This is a genomic window from Gordonia tangerina, from assembly GCF_021556435.1.
GTDB classification, from domain to species: Bacteria; Actinomycetota; Actinomycetes; order Mycobacteriales; family Mycobacteriaceae; genus Gordonia; species Gordonia tangerina.
In genome coordinates, this window is sequence record NZ_JAKGCU010000009.1 from 46,551 (window position 1) to 60,891 (window position 14,341).

Sequence of the window (14,341 nt, forward strand, 5' to 3'; positions counted from 1 at the left end):
GTGTGCCGGCAGTGCGAGGCGCCCTGCCGCACATACAAGGGCAGCACATGGCGATGGACCTGCACGCGCTGCATCGACCGCGAGATGGCCCGCCGCGAGAAACGCGCCGCCAGAGCACTCACGAAGCAACGACGAAAGACAGGTGTCGCCCGATGACCAGCCGCTCCACCGCTGCACGCCAATCCGCCGGCGCAACCGCCAGCATCATCCACGCAGCCACCCACTACCTCGACGGATACACCCTCAGCGAAGCCGTCGACATCCACACCGCCGGCCTCAACCGCCGCGAACTCGTCCGCATCGTCGACCACCTCGCAAACGCCCTGTCGATCGCGATCGACGGCGACGGCATCAACCTCGAGGCCACCATCGCCGAGCTACAGCGACTCGGCGACGACGACACCACGCAGGACAGCGAGCCGGGGGGTGGGTAGGCATCGCAGATCAGTGGGGACCTTGACTCGGCCAGGGGCAGTCGATCTCTCTCTCCGGCGTTTTTTCCACCACACAACAACCACAGGAGCACCACGATGACCGTCACACGATCCCCCGGCGCCAGCGACTACCAGCGCGCCGCCGCACTGTTCCTACACCGCCACCGATATGACGTCGAAGGTGTCAATGCCGTTCTCCTCGAAGCCGAGGGTGACGATCGGCTGACCGAGATGATCCTGGCACTCCTGAACATCGCCCGGATGGCCCCCGTCCCACTCGCGACCGGTGAAGGCGTGGCAGGGCTGCAGGCAATTGCTCTGCACATGCTCGAAGCTGGTGACCCGTGATGTCCGCGAGATGCGCTACAGTCGAAGACAGCTCGGTATCGCCGACCACGCCAGACCCCGGGAGTGACGGGCAACCTGGACAATCCGCGTCGCCATGCATGGTCTCAATTCCGCATGCGCAGACAAAGGCGACTACATGAGCAGAAATTCTCTCTCGCGCACCCTCTTTCGATCCGCACCCGTCGAAAAGGTCGAAGGCCGCACCGTGTTCGGCCTCGCTGTTCCCTACGGTGACGTCATCGACGTCAACGACTTCGGCGGCTACCGCGAATCGTTCGAACGAGGCGCATTCGCCAAGACCATCAAGGCTCGCGGCGACAAGGTGAAGCTATTCACCGGACACGATCGGCAGCGCCTGCCGATCGGCAGGGCGACCGAGCTCCGAGAGAGTGCAGCAGGCCTACATGCGGCGTTCGAGATCGCCGCCACCCGAGACGGCGATGATGCACTCGAACTCGTCAAGTCGGGCACGGTCGACTCCTTCTCGATCGGGTTCCGGCCCATCGCCAGCCGTTCCGACGGTGACGTCACCGTCATGACCGAGGTCGCTCTGATGGAAGTTTCTCTCGTCGGCATTCCGGCCTACGAGGGAGCCGCCATCGCCGGCGTGCGCTCCCACCACCAACGCATCTCCACCGCAGCGGCATCCGCCCGCCTGCGACTCCTCAACCTCTGAAAGAGAGGCTCCACCATGCTCAGGCTCGAAGATCTCCTGAAGAAGACCGTCGATCAGATCTGGTCGATGAACATCAGCCTCAGCGACCTGGAACGGTTGCAGGGCGAGGCCCGTGACCGCGCCCGCGCTCTGGTCACGCGCGCCGAAGACAACGGCACAGACCTGCAGGGTGACGACGCCGCCACGTTTGACGACCTCGCGACGGTCGCTGAACGTGTCAGCGAGGTCATCACCGAGATCCGCGACCGCGCGCAGCGCGCCAACGCGCTTGTCGGAGCGACGCGAGGCGCCGGCGGGCTGACCATCGATCGCGGCCTCAGCGGTGCCGGAAACGGTGGCGGCTACGACCGCGATGCGATCCGCGAACCGGGCAGCGTCGAGGACTACCGCACCCGCTCCGGCCGCGACCCGTGGAATCTGTCGGAGATCCGCACTCTGGGTCGCGACAGCACCGATCTCGCTGCCGAGCTGCGCGGGCGGGCGCTGTCGGCGATCGAGAACATGCGCGGTGCGTCCGACAAGGTGCGGCAGGCCGCGACGTCGATCATCGAGGAATTTGACGACAAAGACTCCAGTCTGGCCCGCCAGGCGTTGATCACTTCGAGCCCTGCGTATTTGCGTGCGTGGACGAAACTCGCCAACGGCCGGCAGGCGACGCTGACCGCCGAGGAGTCGCAGGCCGTGGACGCCGCGAACTCGCTGCAGCGCGCAATGTCGCTGACCGACGCCAACGGCGGCTACCTGGTGCCGTTCCAGCTCGACCCGACGGTGATCATCACCTCGGCGGGTTCTCAGAACGACATCCGGCAGTTCGCCCGTCAGGTCGTGGCCACCGGAGACAAGTGGCACGGCGTCAGTGCGGGGGCGGTGTCGTGGTCGTGGGATGGGGAGGCCACCGAGGTCTCCGACGACTCGCCGACCTTCGCGCAGCCCGAGATCGACATCTTCAAGGCCCAAGGGTTCGTCCCGATCTCGATCGAGGCGATCGCCGACGCCGCGAACGCAACCGAGGAGGTCGCGAAACTCCTGGCGTTCGGTAAGGACGAACTCGAGGCTCAGGCGTTCGTCACCGGCAACGGCACCACCCAGCCCGAGGGCATCATCACCGGACTCGACGGCACCTCGGCCGAAATGAACGCGACGACCGCCGAGACGTTCCAACTCGCGGACGTCCACGCGCTGCGGTCAGCGTTGCCTGCTCGACACCGCAAGAACGGCGCCTGGCTCGCGAACGATCTGATCTACAGCCAGATCCGACAGTTCGACACCTCCGGCGGTGCAGGCCTGTGGGAATACCTCGGCGCCGACCGACCCGACATGCTCCTCGGCAAGCCCGTCGGCGAAGCCGAAGCGATGGACGGCACGATCAACCCGGCCGTGACCGCCGACAACTTCCTCCTGGTGTTCGGCGCGTTCAGCCACGGCTATGTGGTCGCTGACCGTTTGGGTATGGCAGTGGAGCTAGTTCCGCACCTATTCGGCGCAAACCGTCGTCCGACCGGTCAGCGCGGCTGGTACGCCCACTATCGGACGGGTGCCGGGGTCGTCGACCCGGGCGCATTCAAGATGCTCAACATCGCGACCACGGCGTAACGCCCTCACTCATTCGGCAGGAATGGGACAGGTGACGTACGACCCGGAACGGATCGAGGAGCTGCATCGCGAGATGCGGCAACGCGTGGGCGGTTTCGTGACTCAGGTGATGGTTGAGTACGGATTCACCGAGCTCGAGGCGAAGCATCTGGTGTACGCGACCGCGTGGATGCAGCTCGAGGAGCGTGTCGAGCACGAGTTCGGGCGCTGCGCATTGTGCGGCCAGTTCGAACTGGCGGTCACGCTCGCAGATCTCGGTGCTGGTCCGGAGCTTCGGATCGTTTCGGGTTGTGCGTCAACCTGTCCCACCCAGGACAGATAAGGCGGTCGGACAGTGGCCGACAAAGTCGCAGATTTGTATGTTGATCTTTCAGTTCGCGGCGATGACTTCGATGACCGGTTGCGGCAGTCGAAGCAGGGCCTCGACCAGATGGGTAAGGCTGCCGATGATTCGGCGGAGAAGGTGCGGCAGTCGGCGCTGAAGTCGGCCAACGCCTATGAGCGTGTGCGCACCGAGGTGGACAAGGCGGGCTCGGCGTCGCGGGCTGCGGCGCAGAAGCTGACTGACGCGACCGAGCGCGCGAAGTTGGCGGCCGACCGGCATGCCGACGCGGTGAAGAAGTACGGCACCGAGTCTGATCAGGCGGTGCGCGCGTCGAAGCGGTTGAGTGACGCGAACAAGGAGATTGAGCGCGCCCACAAGGCTGCTGAGCGTGCGGCCGACCAGTACACGGTGAAGCAGAAGCAGGCCGCGAATGCGGCTCAGCGCGCGGCGCAGGAGATGCGTCGCGCCGGCGAAGAGATCGACACGGCGATGCCGGACGGGTCGAAACTCGACGGGTTCATGGACAAACTCGGCCAACTCGGCGATGCCGGGTCGAATGCGGGAGCCCAGTTCGGCGGTTCCTTCATGGCGGGGTTTGCGCCGAAGGTTGCGAGCATCGGCAGCAAGGGCGGCCCGATCGGTGCCGCAATCGCCGGTGTCGCTGTCGTGGGTCTGGCGGCCGGTGCACTGTTGGCGAAGTCGATCGCTGACGGCGCGAAGCGGCAGGAGGACCAGAACCTCATCCAGGCTCAACTCGGGCTCGACGAGGAGACTGCCGCACGCCTCGGAAGGGCCGCGTCTGAGGCGTACATGGGCAACTTCGGCGACTCGGTGCAGGAGAACATGGACACCATCGCCGCGGCCATGCAGACCGGTCTCGTCCCACGCGATGCGTCGCAGGCCGAACTGCAGACGATCAACGAGCAACTCGCGACGGCGGCGAAGACGATGAAGACCGACATCCCGGAGACTGCGCGCGCCGCCGGTCAGGCCATCAAGACCGGGCTGGTCAAGGATGGCACCGAGGCGATGGACCTACTCGTCACCGCGAGTCAGAACGGTCTGAACATCTCCGACGACCTCCTCGACACGGTCAACGAGTACTCAACCCAGTGGCGCAAGGTCGGCATCGACGGTGAGACCGCGCTCGGTTTGATCGCGCAGGCCACCCGCAACGGCGCCCGCGACACCGACGTCGCCGCCGACGCGATCAAAGAGTTCACCGTCCGCGCCACCGACGGATCGAAGTCGACTGCGGATGCGCTGCAGGGTCTCGGCTTGAATGTCGGCGACATCACCAGCCAGCTCGCCCAGGGCGGCGAGGGCGCCCGCAACGGCCTCGACACGATCCTCGACAAACTGCGGGAGATGCCGCCAAGCGTCGAGAAAAACCAGATCGCGGCCGCCCTGTTCGGCACCCAATGGGAAAACCTCGGTGAGGCGTTCGACCACTTCGACCTGTCGGGTGCGCGTGACGAGCTCGGCCAGACCGCCGGCGCCACCCAGCGCGCCGCCGACGTGATGGCCAGCGGCCCCGGTGCAGCGATGCAACAGGCACGCCGCACGCTCGAGGAAGCCACCACCGGCATCAAGCAGGACATGGCCGAGGCGTTCGGTCCCATCGCAGCAGACATCGCGGATGGGATCGCAGACAACAAGGACGAGCTCGTCGCCTTCTTCGCCGACATCGTCTCTGCTGCATTAGATTTCGGTATCGCGATGGGCAACACGGCCGCGGGGTTCCTGCACGTGTGGGGCACCGCGACCGGCGGGATCGGCGACATGGTGGGTCAACTGGTCGAATCCATCGGGTCAGGCATGTCGATCATCGGTGGTCTGATCTCCCACATCCCCGGACTCGACGGCATCGGCAAGGGTCTCGAATCGGCCGGTCACAAAGCCCGGGGCATGGGCGAGGCGATCTCGAACATGGGTGAAAGTGCCCACGGCGCCGCGAACTACATCGCCGACGAACTGGTGCCGGGTATGGCGAACGCGCGCGACCGGGCCAGCGAGGCCGGCGACGAAGCACGCGCCACCGCCGCCGGCATGGACATCCTCACGGCATCGGTCATCGGCATCCCCGACGAGAAGACCATCCTCATCAACGACAACAGCCCCGAGACCAAGGCCCACCTCGAGGAACTGGGGTTCAAGGTCACCACCCTGCCCGACGGCACCGTGCGGGTGACCGCCGATACCGCGCAGGGCGAGCGGACGATGGACGAGTTCATCAACCGTCCCCGCACCGCGAAGGTCGTCGTGTACGCCGTCGACGAGAACGGCAACTCGGTCACCACCAACTCGGCGTTCGGCCAAGGGCTCGGTGTCCTCAAGAACGCCGACGGCGGTATCGACGGGTCGATGCCCGACCAGGCCATGATCCAAACACCCCGCGGCCGCCGAGGTCTGATCCAGTGGGCCGAGCCCGAAACCCAGGGTGAGGCATTCATCCCCCTCGCGCCCGGTAAGCGCACCCGCTCCACCAGCATCCTGTCCGAGGTGGCCGACCGGTTCGGGTACCGGCTCGCATCCTTCGCCGACGGCGGTGTCACCACACCGGGTCTGACTACGACTGAGCAGCAGTCGATGTGGAACCAGCTGTCAGGCCAGTTCCCTGACGCGGTCATGTCGTCGGGCACCCGCACCATTCAGACCGAGGGGCACGCCGACTACCACAACGCGGGCAAGGCGATCGACATCACCGGATCGAATATGGGTGCCATCGCCGCGTGGATCGCGCAGACCTACCCGGACAGCCTCGAGCTCATCCATTCGCCGTTCAACCACAACATCAAGGATGGGCGCAACGTCGGGGACGGTGTCGCGTTCTACGGCGCCGACCAGATGGCCGCTCACGCCGATCACGTCCATTGGGCGCTAGGCCGACAGGCCACACCCGCCGCGGCCCCCGCTGCCGCGCCCGGACCAGCGATATCGACCGTGCCGCTCACCCAGAACCCCGACGGCTCCTGGACCTCGCCAGATCCGGCGTGGGCGCACCTGATCGAACGCGAGTCCGGCGGCAACCCGGCGATCGTGCAGGGCATCCAGGACGCCAACTCCGGCGGCAACGAAGCCTCAGGTCTGTTCCAGATCGCCAAGGGCACCTGGTCGGGTTACGGCGGCACAGAGTTCGCCCCGACGGCAGGTCAGGCCACCCCTGAGCAGCAGGCCGAGGTCGCCGCGCGTATCTTCAACGCCGAGGGCGGCAGCCCGTGGGGTTCGGGCATGCCTGGCCGCGAGGACGACGCCGGCCTGCGCGCAGGACTCACCACGCAAAGCTTCCCGGCGCCGGGAAATGGTCCAGCGGCCACGGCCCCCGCGGGTGTGCAGCAGGTGTACGTGGTCGGCGGCCGCCTCGACGGCGCGACCCCGGCCACCGACACCCAGAACGTGGCGGTCGCCGACAGTCCCAATCTGCCGAAGACCGACGAGGTCGTCGTCACCACCCCACTCATGCGCGGCCGCGACCCGATCACCCTCTCCCCGAACGCACCAAACATGCGACGGTTCGCCAACGGCGGCATCGAAGACCACACCGCGCAGATGGTCCGCCCCGGCGACTACCGACTGTGGGGCGAACCCGAGACCGGTGGCGAGTCCTACATCCCGCACGCCCGATCCAAACGCCCCGAGTCACTCAAGATCTGGGCCAAGACCGGCCGCATCCTCGGCGTCCGAGGGTTCGCATCCGGCGGGTTCGGCGGCTACACCGCGGACACGCGCGACGCCAGCGCACCACAGAACCTCTACGACCTGCTCTCACTCGGCGCCGGGTTGGGGTTCGCCGGCGCCAGCATCGCAGGCCCCTACATCGGCATGGCCCGATCCGGGAACTGGACCCTCGGCGACCTCGCACCGACTGTGTCGACCTCGGCCAACGACATCCCCGGGCTCACCGACGCCACCCGCGAACAGACCGACGCACTGCTCGACATGCTCAGCAAGATCCTGCAAGCCACCAAGGACGGCAAGACCGTCGTCATCCGCGACGACGGTCCCAGCAACGCCAGCATCTCCCTCACCAGGAGCGGCCGATAGAACCTCCGTGGTGTCCCGAGCGTCAAGCCGACCACCGAACATGCGGCCAAGGCGAGCCCACGACCCGACCTTTCTCGGAGAGGCCCGACCTGCGCCCGGACACCGCGGAACCCAAACCACCGACGGAGACTCCAGTGCCCAATCGACCACCCCGAGTGTGCAACCGCTGCCGACAGACCTACCTCGGCACCCGCTGCCCGTGCAGACCCGCATGGGAAGGATCACGCAAAGGCCGCGCCGGCTCCACCCGAGCATGGCGCGCCCTCCGCACCCGCCAACTCGCCGACCACCCGATCTGTCAAACCCCCGGCTGCACCGCGCTCGCCACCGAAGTCGACCACCGTGTCAACGTCGCCGCTGGCGGCACCGACGACCCCAGCAACCTGCAGTCGCTATGTGCACCTCACCACCGCGCCAAGACCCAAGCAGAAGCACACCGGGGGGCGGGTCAGCATCGAGAAACGCCATAGGGGCGGACACCGGCTGGGGAAGGTTCCTGCATTCCTGCTCAGATTGGGGGAACTTTTTTCGCCGCTGGGCAACGCCCTGAGCTGCGGATATGTCGGATTTCGGCCGATTCGAGTTCTCGAAGGTGCTGGTGACCCGCCATCGCTTCCAGTTGAGTGTGAAAAAAGAGAGCTTCCCAGCCGGTGGCCGGTCGGAGTCCGCGTTTCGAACGGGACCCACCCCCCCTACCTGGGGTTCTGTACCCTGATCGGCTGTGACCTTTGGCGAAACACTGGGTGATCTCGCTGCCAGCCCAGCGATGGGCGCCATTGTCGCCCTCGCTGGCGTCGGTGCCACGATGTGGTTCAACCACCGCAGCAATGAAGCTCAACGTCGCGAACGCCGGTCGACGAGTCTGCGCGACGAGGTCGCAGTGTTGCTCGGCGAGGAAGCCACCACCAAGGAACTTCACGCAGATGTGTTCTATAGGTCGCTTGAACAGTGGATGCAAAGGTCGAATCCGGATGGTGTCCGAGAGCGTGGCGACGCCGTCATGGCGGCGCGAGCTCCCTACATCGAGCACTGTGCGAAGCTGCGTCGTCTCGCGATTCGCATCACACTGTTCGCTGACGATCCAGCAATCGTCCGAGCCCTTGACCGATTCCGCGACCTCCAATGGAACGCGCCGATGAAAGCCGCGCACAGCGACGAGAGCGGAGTCGCGGGGCTTGACGCGTACGAAGAGCTCTGCAGAGAACTCGCCTCGATGTTCGGCGACCTCGAAGCCGCGACCTGGATGTACCTACATCCGCCGGAAGCCACGGGCAGAGGGGCGTAGAGCCCCAGTCTCGGTGACCCCCCAGGGCTGACCCCCACTTGACCGCTGACCGTCGTCACCCCACGACCCCTAGCCCCAATCTGCCGCGACGGCAGGGGGTATCGAGGTATGACCCTCGTCGAAACTGATCAGGAGTCGGGAGGGGTGCGGGTGCCGGTTCACTCGCCTATGCGCTGTCAGCACGAGACCGGGGTCGCCTGGTTTTAGTCGGGGCGACTCAGATGAACGACCAGATGATCAAGCCTTGGGCTGGTTGCGGCGTTCGAGGACTTGGCGGAACGTCGCGTGGATGTCGTTGATCTCTTCGTCGCTCAACTTGTCGGCACGTGCGAGCGCCCACGTCAGCCAGCGCTCCACGTCCTTGCGGCGCGAGACCTGCCGCCGTTGGTTGGCGACCCGGGCACAGTCGACACAGTCCATCTCAGCCCAGAACTCGCCGTCAGGCCCCTCGTACTCCTCGGTCGGAGCAGTCGGATTGAAGTCGGCTTCTGTGAGGTCGCGACCACCATTTACTGGCACCGGCACCATCACGCCGCAATAAGCGCGGATAGTCGCGTGGCCGTGTTCTCGCGCATCTTCGGCGTCCGCCTTGAGCCAGATATGTGACAGGTACGGGTTCTGTGGTTGGAGCTGGCGGTACTCGTCGCGGAGCTTGTCGAGGTGCGGCCTGCTGCGGGCGAGGATTCCGTAGTCCGGTGTCGCACCGCGAGCGATGAGGTCTAACTCCTCCTCGCGATCGCGAACAGGTGAGTAGTACTCCAGGATTGCGTGGGTGGTGACCTTCGAACACTGCGAGCATTTCAGGTCGCCGAGTCCGCGGTAGCCGTCAGCTCCCCGCACGTCTATGCCGCCTAGACGGTGTCGCCTGGGTCGTTTGCATGTGCGTGGTTGGCCGCATTCGCAGCACAGTGCCTGTCGTGTTGGTTCGCTCATGGCATTGACCGTTCCACGAGGTGCCGTGCGACGATCATGTCCAGCAACTTCTGCCCGACCGCCGACCCGACGAGCGGTGAACCGTCGTCGCCGAGTTCCGTACCTGCAGGTAGGGCATCGTCGATGGCGTCCTCAGTCGACCAGATAGCCTCCCGGAGCCGGGAAGCCATTCCAGGGGCAGCCGCGGTGCTCATCACCGCGGCTGCCGCTTCGTACGTGGTCCACGCGCTGTCGATGAGCTGCTCGACCACATCGGTGACGGGGATCGCGGCGGTCATGCGTCGGCCCCGCAGTCCGCGGGTGCGGTCAGTTCCACGTCAGCAACGCCGAGGAGGTCGGCGACGGACACACCAAGGGCGTCGGCGGCTGCGAAGCAAGAGGCGACTGACGGGGAGTCGGCGGCGTCGAGGTCGCCGCGCAGCGAGGCTCGGCCGGATTCGCGGACCCGGAGCGCTTCGTCGCGGTTCATGCGTGCCACCCCAGCTCGATGCACGCAGACATGACGGCGAGCGGGACGAAGTACAAGCAGAGGATGAAGACCACCGCGTAGGCGACGGCGGATAGGGTGTGATGACGGTGCATCGGAGTTGCCTTCCGTTGTGCCGAGGCCTCGGAAGGTGTTGGAGCACCGACCGGGGCCGCTTTGCATTCAACGGAGAACAGAGACGTGCGATGTGGAATCGCACCGGGATCGCAATCGCACGGAGATCAGACCGGAAATTGCCTCTGACCTGCGAACTTGCTGGTGCCCCCGATAGGATTCGAACCTATGGCCTTCTGCTCCGGAGGCAGACGCTCTATCCCCTGAGCTACGGGGGCTCATCGGGCGAGGGTTAGCGTAGCGCACCCGCCGGGGTGATCCCAAAACCGGGGCGGCGCGTCGCGCCCTGCCCTCGATCGTCACACGGCGACGATCTCGGCCTCGTCGACACCCCGGTATCGGTCGGGGCTGCATGTCAGCACGATGACCTGCGCGTCGCGCCCGGCCGCGGTGAGCACCTCTCCCATGGCCGCGATCCGGTGCGGATCGCTGTAGCCGAGTGCGTCGTCGAGGAGCACCGGCACTCCGTCGGCCTCGTCGACGAGCGTGGCGCAGGCCAGCCGGGTGAGCAGTGCCAACTGTTCGCGCGCCCCGCCGGACAATGCCTCGTGCGCGATGGTGAGGCCATCGACGGTGCGCGACACCACTTCCAGGTTGTCGTCGACATCGAAACTCACTCCCGCTCCGAATACGTGGGCACCCAGCTCCGCCAGGCGCCGGGCGAAGGGGTCGGCGTAGCGGGTGCGTGTCTGCTGACGTTTGTCCACGAGCGTCCGGTACAGCAGCTCGGCCGCGTCGGCACGCCGCTGTACGCGGTCCCGGGCTGCGATGGCACTCTCGAGTTCTGCCGTCGCGTCCTGGAGCAGGTCGAGGCGCGACTCGTCACGGTAGAGCTCGATCCGCGCGCGGAGTTCGGTGGCGGAGCGTTCGAGGTCGGCATGTTCGCGCGCAATCGCGGCGAGGTCGGCGGTCACCCGCTCCCGCCGTAACTCGATCTCGGCGACGTCGAGACGCGCGAGCTCGGTCTCGAGTCGACCGAGCCGGTCACGTGCCTCACCGAGCCGCGTGGCCGCGGCCTGCACCGTTCGTCGCGCATCATCGTCGCTGAGTTGCGCGAGCATCTCGGCGCGGCGTCTTTCCAGCTCGACCATGCGGCCAGCCAGTCGCTCGCGCTCCTCCCGAGCCATACGCCCCTCGGTGCGGGCCTCCCGTGCGGCCGAATGCTGCTGTGTGACCGCACGTTCCGCCGACATCACCAGTTCGGAGAGCTCACGCTCGGTCCCCGCGAGCGACGCGATGTCATCGGGGTCAACGTCGGCGCCTGCCGACTCCGTCTCGATGATGGTGCGCAGCTCGTCACGTCGTTCGACCATGGCACGGTGGCTTCGGTCACCGATGAGTTCGCGTGCCCGTCGTTGCGAACTCGCCCGCCGCTCCACCAGGCTCGCGCGCTCTCGCGCCCGATCCGCATGGTCGTCGAGGCCGGCGAGCCCGTGGGTGGCACAGAACGCCGCTATCTCATGGTCTACCGTTGCGAGTTCTTGTGCCGGAGCGGCGGTGTCGGCACCGGGGCGGACCGTGACCGTGACCACTCCGGCGACCTCTATGACCGCGTCGGTCACGGCCACCCGATCGGCGGTGTCGGCCACGGCCTCACCATCCACGGTGACAGTGCTCGCACCGGTCGGTTCGACGGTGAAGCGCGCCGCGACCGCTTCCAGCCGCGCCTGAGCCACCGCACGACGCCGCGCCAGGTCGACCGCGGTGTGGACCGCGGACGCATCGACGGTGTTGGCCCGCAGCGACTCGTCGAGAGTCGACGACTCGGCGGCGATGCGATCGAGTTCGACGAGCCGTTCATCGAGATCGCGCAGTTCGCGACGTTGTTCTCGAACGCGCTGCGCGGACTGCGCCGCCGACAACGCGGTCTGGACCATCTGCCAGCGTTCGCGGACGGCATGCAACTCGTCCTCGAGGTGTCGCGCCGAGGTCTCAGCGCGTTGCGCCCGTGCATCGTGGTCGGCGATCCCGGCTCCCAGCCGTTCGGCATCGACCGTCGCTGCGGCGATCTGCGCCGCGACCCGCTCCCGATCGACGACATCGCGCTGCGCCAGCTGACTGGCCGTGAGCAGATGCCGCACCTCGGCGTCGGCCGCCGCCTGCTCGGTCTGTAGACGCTCGATTTCGGTCCAGCTGATCGCGAGTTCGTCGCGCTCGACCTCACGCAACTCCCGGGTGCGCGCGAGTTCGGACCGGCGATCGAGGAGGCTGCGAAGGCGCTGCGCATCGGCGTCGACCGCGTCTCGGGCGTCGGCAAGTGTCCGGCAACGCTTGTCGAGCTCGTCGGCGGTCCGCATCGCGGCGGCGAGTTCGCCAGTGGGCCGGCCCTGACCCAAGGTCCGGTAGCGACGGTACTCGGCCTCGGCGGCGTCGATGAGGGCCTGTTCGGCAACCTCCGCCGACGCGGAATCCGCTGTGTCACTGTCGGACTCCGAAGCCCGATCCAGAGCACGGGCGAGAGCGGCACTGTCGCCCATCGGACGACCGGCCGCGTCATCGGCCTGCAACAACCGAAGAGCGCGGAACAGCGTGAGATCGGCGTGTCCGCCCAGGATCTCCAGTACGCGTTCGTGCGCGTCGCGCCCGGTGAGCTGTTCTGGACGCGGCCGATGGATGCTCAGATTCGTCGCCGGCTGCCGATTGAACCGCTTCGAGTAGGTGAAGTGCCAAGGGCCGCAGGATATCTCGACCTCGACCTCGGTACCCACCTCACGGCCGGCCGGCATGATCGCACGGACCTTCGCCGCTTTGCTCTCGGCACGGACGTCGAGCAGCAACTCAAGAGCCTCGATCATCGAGGATTTGCCCGCCTCGTTGGCGCCCTCGACGACGGTCACCCCGCGTTCGGCGAACCGGATGTCCCGGTCGGCGACACCCCGGTACTCGTGCAGACGCATCCGATGGAGCCTCATCGAATCCTCCCGGTGAGGCGATGCAACAGGGCCAGCGCATCGCGCGCGTTGCGCGCCTCGTCGAGGTCGGTGGATCCGCTGCGGTCGAACAGCTCCTCGGCGGCCTCCCGGACGTAGCCCCCGACCCCAAGGTCGGCTAGGTCACCATCGTCGGCGACCACCACGAGATCTTCCGCGCCGTCCGGCCGGGTGACCGAGGCGAATCGGTCGGCGGCCTCCTCGAGCAACTCGTCGAGCGCTGCCCCCTCCGTGACCGACACCGACCCGACGAGCCGCAAACCGAGCACCACCCTCGGTTTGTCGTCGATGTCGTCGAGTCGCCGGCGCAACGCCTCGATGTCGGCGAGTCCGGCGATGTCGGCCGACACCGTCCGAAATGACCACTGCCCCACCCGATGCGGAACCACGTCGACATCGCGCGACGAACCGGAACGGCGCAGGGTGACCGCGAGGACATGGCCGGGCTCCTGCTCGATGTGATCGAAGTTGGTGACCTCGTGTGCACCCGGGTACCACACCCGTCCGGTGGTCCCCACCGAGGTGACCGAGTGCCGATCGCCCAGAGCGACATAGTCGAGCAGGCCACCGTCGACCGCGGCCTCCACCGCGGCGAGCCCGATGAGCGCCTCGTCGCCGCCCGGGGTCAACGCGTCGACACCGCCGTGGCCCACCATCACCCGGATGGCGTCGGCAGGCGCGAGACGTGCTACCTGGGCGGCCACCAGATCGGTTCCCGGCTGCTTGTGCGACCAGGGCGCAGCGATCAGCTCGACACCCGCGCGCACCTGATGCACACCTGCACCCGAAAGCACCGTGACGTTGTCCGGGCAAGCCTGCGCAAAGGTCCGGGAACGATAGATCCCCGCCGCGTCGAAGGGATCATGGTTGCCCGGCAACAGGTATACGGGGATTCCATAGGCGCCGAGAGCGTCGAGGGTGCGGCGGATGATCTTCGACGACACCCGATGGTCTTCGAAGACATCCCCGGACACCACCACGAACTCGGCGTCCACCTCGGCGGCGAGTGTGCCGATGCGTTCGACGGCCTCGTGGCGCGCGGCGGTGTAGGCATGCGCGGCGTCGGCATCGAGGTGGCGCCGCGTCATCCCCAACTGCCAATCGGCCGTGTGCAGGAAGGTCACCTCGTGCGCGGACCCGGCCACCGATCCCGGCGACTCGAGCCGGCCTGC

The 14,341-nt window shown here is 66.8% G+C and carries 13 protein-coding genes and 1 tRNA gene; 8 read left to right on the forward strand and 6 right to left on the reverse strand.

All coding sequences use genetic code 11. The annotated features are described in order from the left end of the window. Positions 1–152 precede the first annotated feature (152 nt). The 8 genes from L1892_RS11885 to L1892_RS11920 all read left to right on the forward strand — a co-directional run bounded on the left by L1892_RS11885 (position 153) and on the right by L1892_RS11920 (position 8,705). Complete coding sequence (locus L1892_RS11885) at positions 153–434, forward strand: hypothetical protein (protein ID WP_235723802.1); 282 nt, start codon at positions 153–155, stop codon at positions 432–434. Positions 435–530: 96 nt separating this feature from the next. Further along, positions 531–782 (forward strand): hypothetical protein, encoded by a 252-nt coding sequence (locus L1892_RS11890; protein ID WP_235723803.1) that lies wholly within the window; start codon positions 531–533, stop codon positions 780–782. Positions 783–918: 136 nt separating this feature from the next. Next, a complete protein-coding gene (locus L1892_RS11895; RefSeq protein WP_235723804.1) occupies positions 919–1,458 on the forward strand; it encodes an HK97 family phage prohead protease in 540 nt (179 codons plus the stop codon). 15 nt (positions 1,459–1,473) lie between these two features. Continuing rightward, complete coding sequence (locus L1892_RS11900; protein WP_235723805.1) at positions 1,474–3,051, forward strand: phage major capsid protein; 1,578 nt, start codon at positions 1,474–1,476, stop codon at positions 3,049–3,051. A 31-nt stretch (positions 3,052–3,082) separates the two neighbouring features. Beyond that, a complete protein-coding gene (locus L1892_RS11905) occupies positions 3,083–3,373 on the forward strand; it encodes a hypothetical protein (RefSeq protein WP_235723806.1) in 291 nt (96 codons plus the stop codon). Positions 3,374–3,385: 12 nt separating this feature from the next. Then, a complete protein-coding gene (locus L1892_RS11910) occupies positions 3,386–7,420 on the forward strand; it encodes a phage tail tape measure protein (protein WP_235723807.1) in 4,035 nt (1,344 codons plus the stop codon). A gap of 155 nt (positions 7,421–7,575) precedes the next feature. Beyond that, positions 7,576–7,890: an HNH endonuclease gene (locus tag L1892_RS24655; RefSeq protein ID WP_372475018.1), complete on the forward strand. Its 315-nt coding sequence runs from the start codon at positions 7,576–7,578 to the stop codon at positions 7,888–7,890. A gap of 410 nt (positions 7,891–8,300) precedes the next feature. After that, positions 8,301–8,705, forward strand: coding sequence for a hypothetical protein (locus L1892_RS11920; protein WP_235723808.1), 405 nt, complete (start codon positions 8,301–8,303; stop codon positions 8,703–8,705). Between the two features lie 237 nt (positions 8,706–8,942). Here the strand turns inward: L1892_RS11920 and L1892_RS11925 are convergent, their stop codons facing one another. The 6 genes from L1892_RS11925 to L1892_RS11950 all read right to left on the reverse strand — a co-directional run bounded on the left by L1892_RS11925 (position 8,943) and on the right by L1892_RS11950 (position 14,293). Then, entirely contained in the window at positions 8,943–9,545 is a 603-nt protein-coding gene (locus tag L1892_RS11925) for a hypothetical protein (RefSeq protein WP_235723809.1), read from the reverse strand. A gap of 89 nt (positions 9,546–9,634) precedes the next feature. Then, entirely contained in the window at positions 9,635–9,916 is a 282-nt protein-coding gene (locus L1892_RS11930) for a hypothetical protein (RefSeq protein WP_235723810.1), read from the reverse strand. Next, on the reverse strand, positions 9,913–10,107 hold the full coding sequence (locus L1892_RS11935) for a hypothetical protein (protein WP_235723811.1): 195 nt from the start codon (positions 10,105–10,107) through the stop codon (positions 9,913–9,915). Before L1892_RS11935 ends, L1892_RS11930 begins: the two co-directional genes overlap by 4 nt. A 274-nt stretch (positions 10,108–10,381) precedes the next feature. Beyond that, positions 10,382–10,457: transfer RNA gene (locus tag L1892_RS11940), tRNA-Arg, on the reverse strand. Between the two features lie 81 nt (positions 10,458–10,538). After that, a complete protein-coding gene (locus tag L1892_RS11945) occupies positions 10,539–13,151 on the reverse strand; it encodes an ATP-binding protein (RefSeq protein ID WP_235723812.1) in 2,613 nt (870 codons plus the stop codon). Further along, positions 13,148–14,293, reverse strand: coding sequence for a metallophosphoesterase family protein (locus L1892_RS11950; protein WP_308191707.1), 1,146 nt, complete (start codon positions 14,291–14,293; stop codon positions 13,148–13,150). Before L1892_RS11950 ends, L1892_RS11945 begins: the two co-directional genes overlap by 4 nt. Positions 14,294–14,341 lie beyond the last annotated feature (48 nt).

Excerpts from the sequence above, each read along its gene's own strand:
- L1892_RS11885 (WP_235723802.1), top strand. The coding sequence starts at position 153 with ATGACCAGCCGCTCCACCGCTGCACGCCAATCCGCCGGCGCAACCGCC.
- L1892_RS11890 (WP_235723803.1), top strand. The coding sequence starts at position 531 with ATGACCGTCACACGATCCCCCGGCGCCAGCGACTACCAGCGCGCCGCC.
- L1892_RS11895 (WP_235723804.1), top strand. The coding sequence starts at position 919 with ATGAGCAGAAATTCTCTCTCGCGCACCCTCTTTCGATCCGCACCCGTC.
- L1892_RS11900 (WP_235723805.1), top strand. The coding sequence starts at position 1,474 with ATGCTCAGGCTCGAAGATCTCCTGAAGAAGACCGTCGATCAGATCTGG.
- L1892_RS11930 (WP_235723810.1), bottom strand. The coding sequence starts at position 9,916 with ATGACCGCCGCGATCCCCGTCACCGATGTGGTCGAGCAGCTCATCGAC.
- L1892_RS11935 (WP_235723811.1), bottom strand. The coding sequence starts at position 10,107 with ATGAACCGCGACGAAGCGCTCCGGGTCCGCGAATCCGGCCGAGCCTCG.
- L1892_RS11945 (WP_235723812.1), bottom strand. The coding sequence starts at position 13,151 with ATGAGGCTCCATCGGATGCGTCTGCACGAGTACCGGGGTGTCGCCGAC.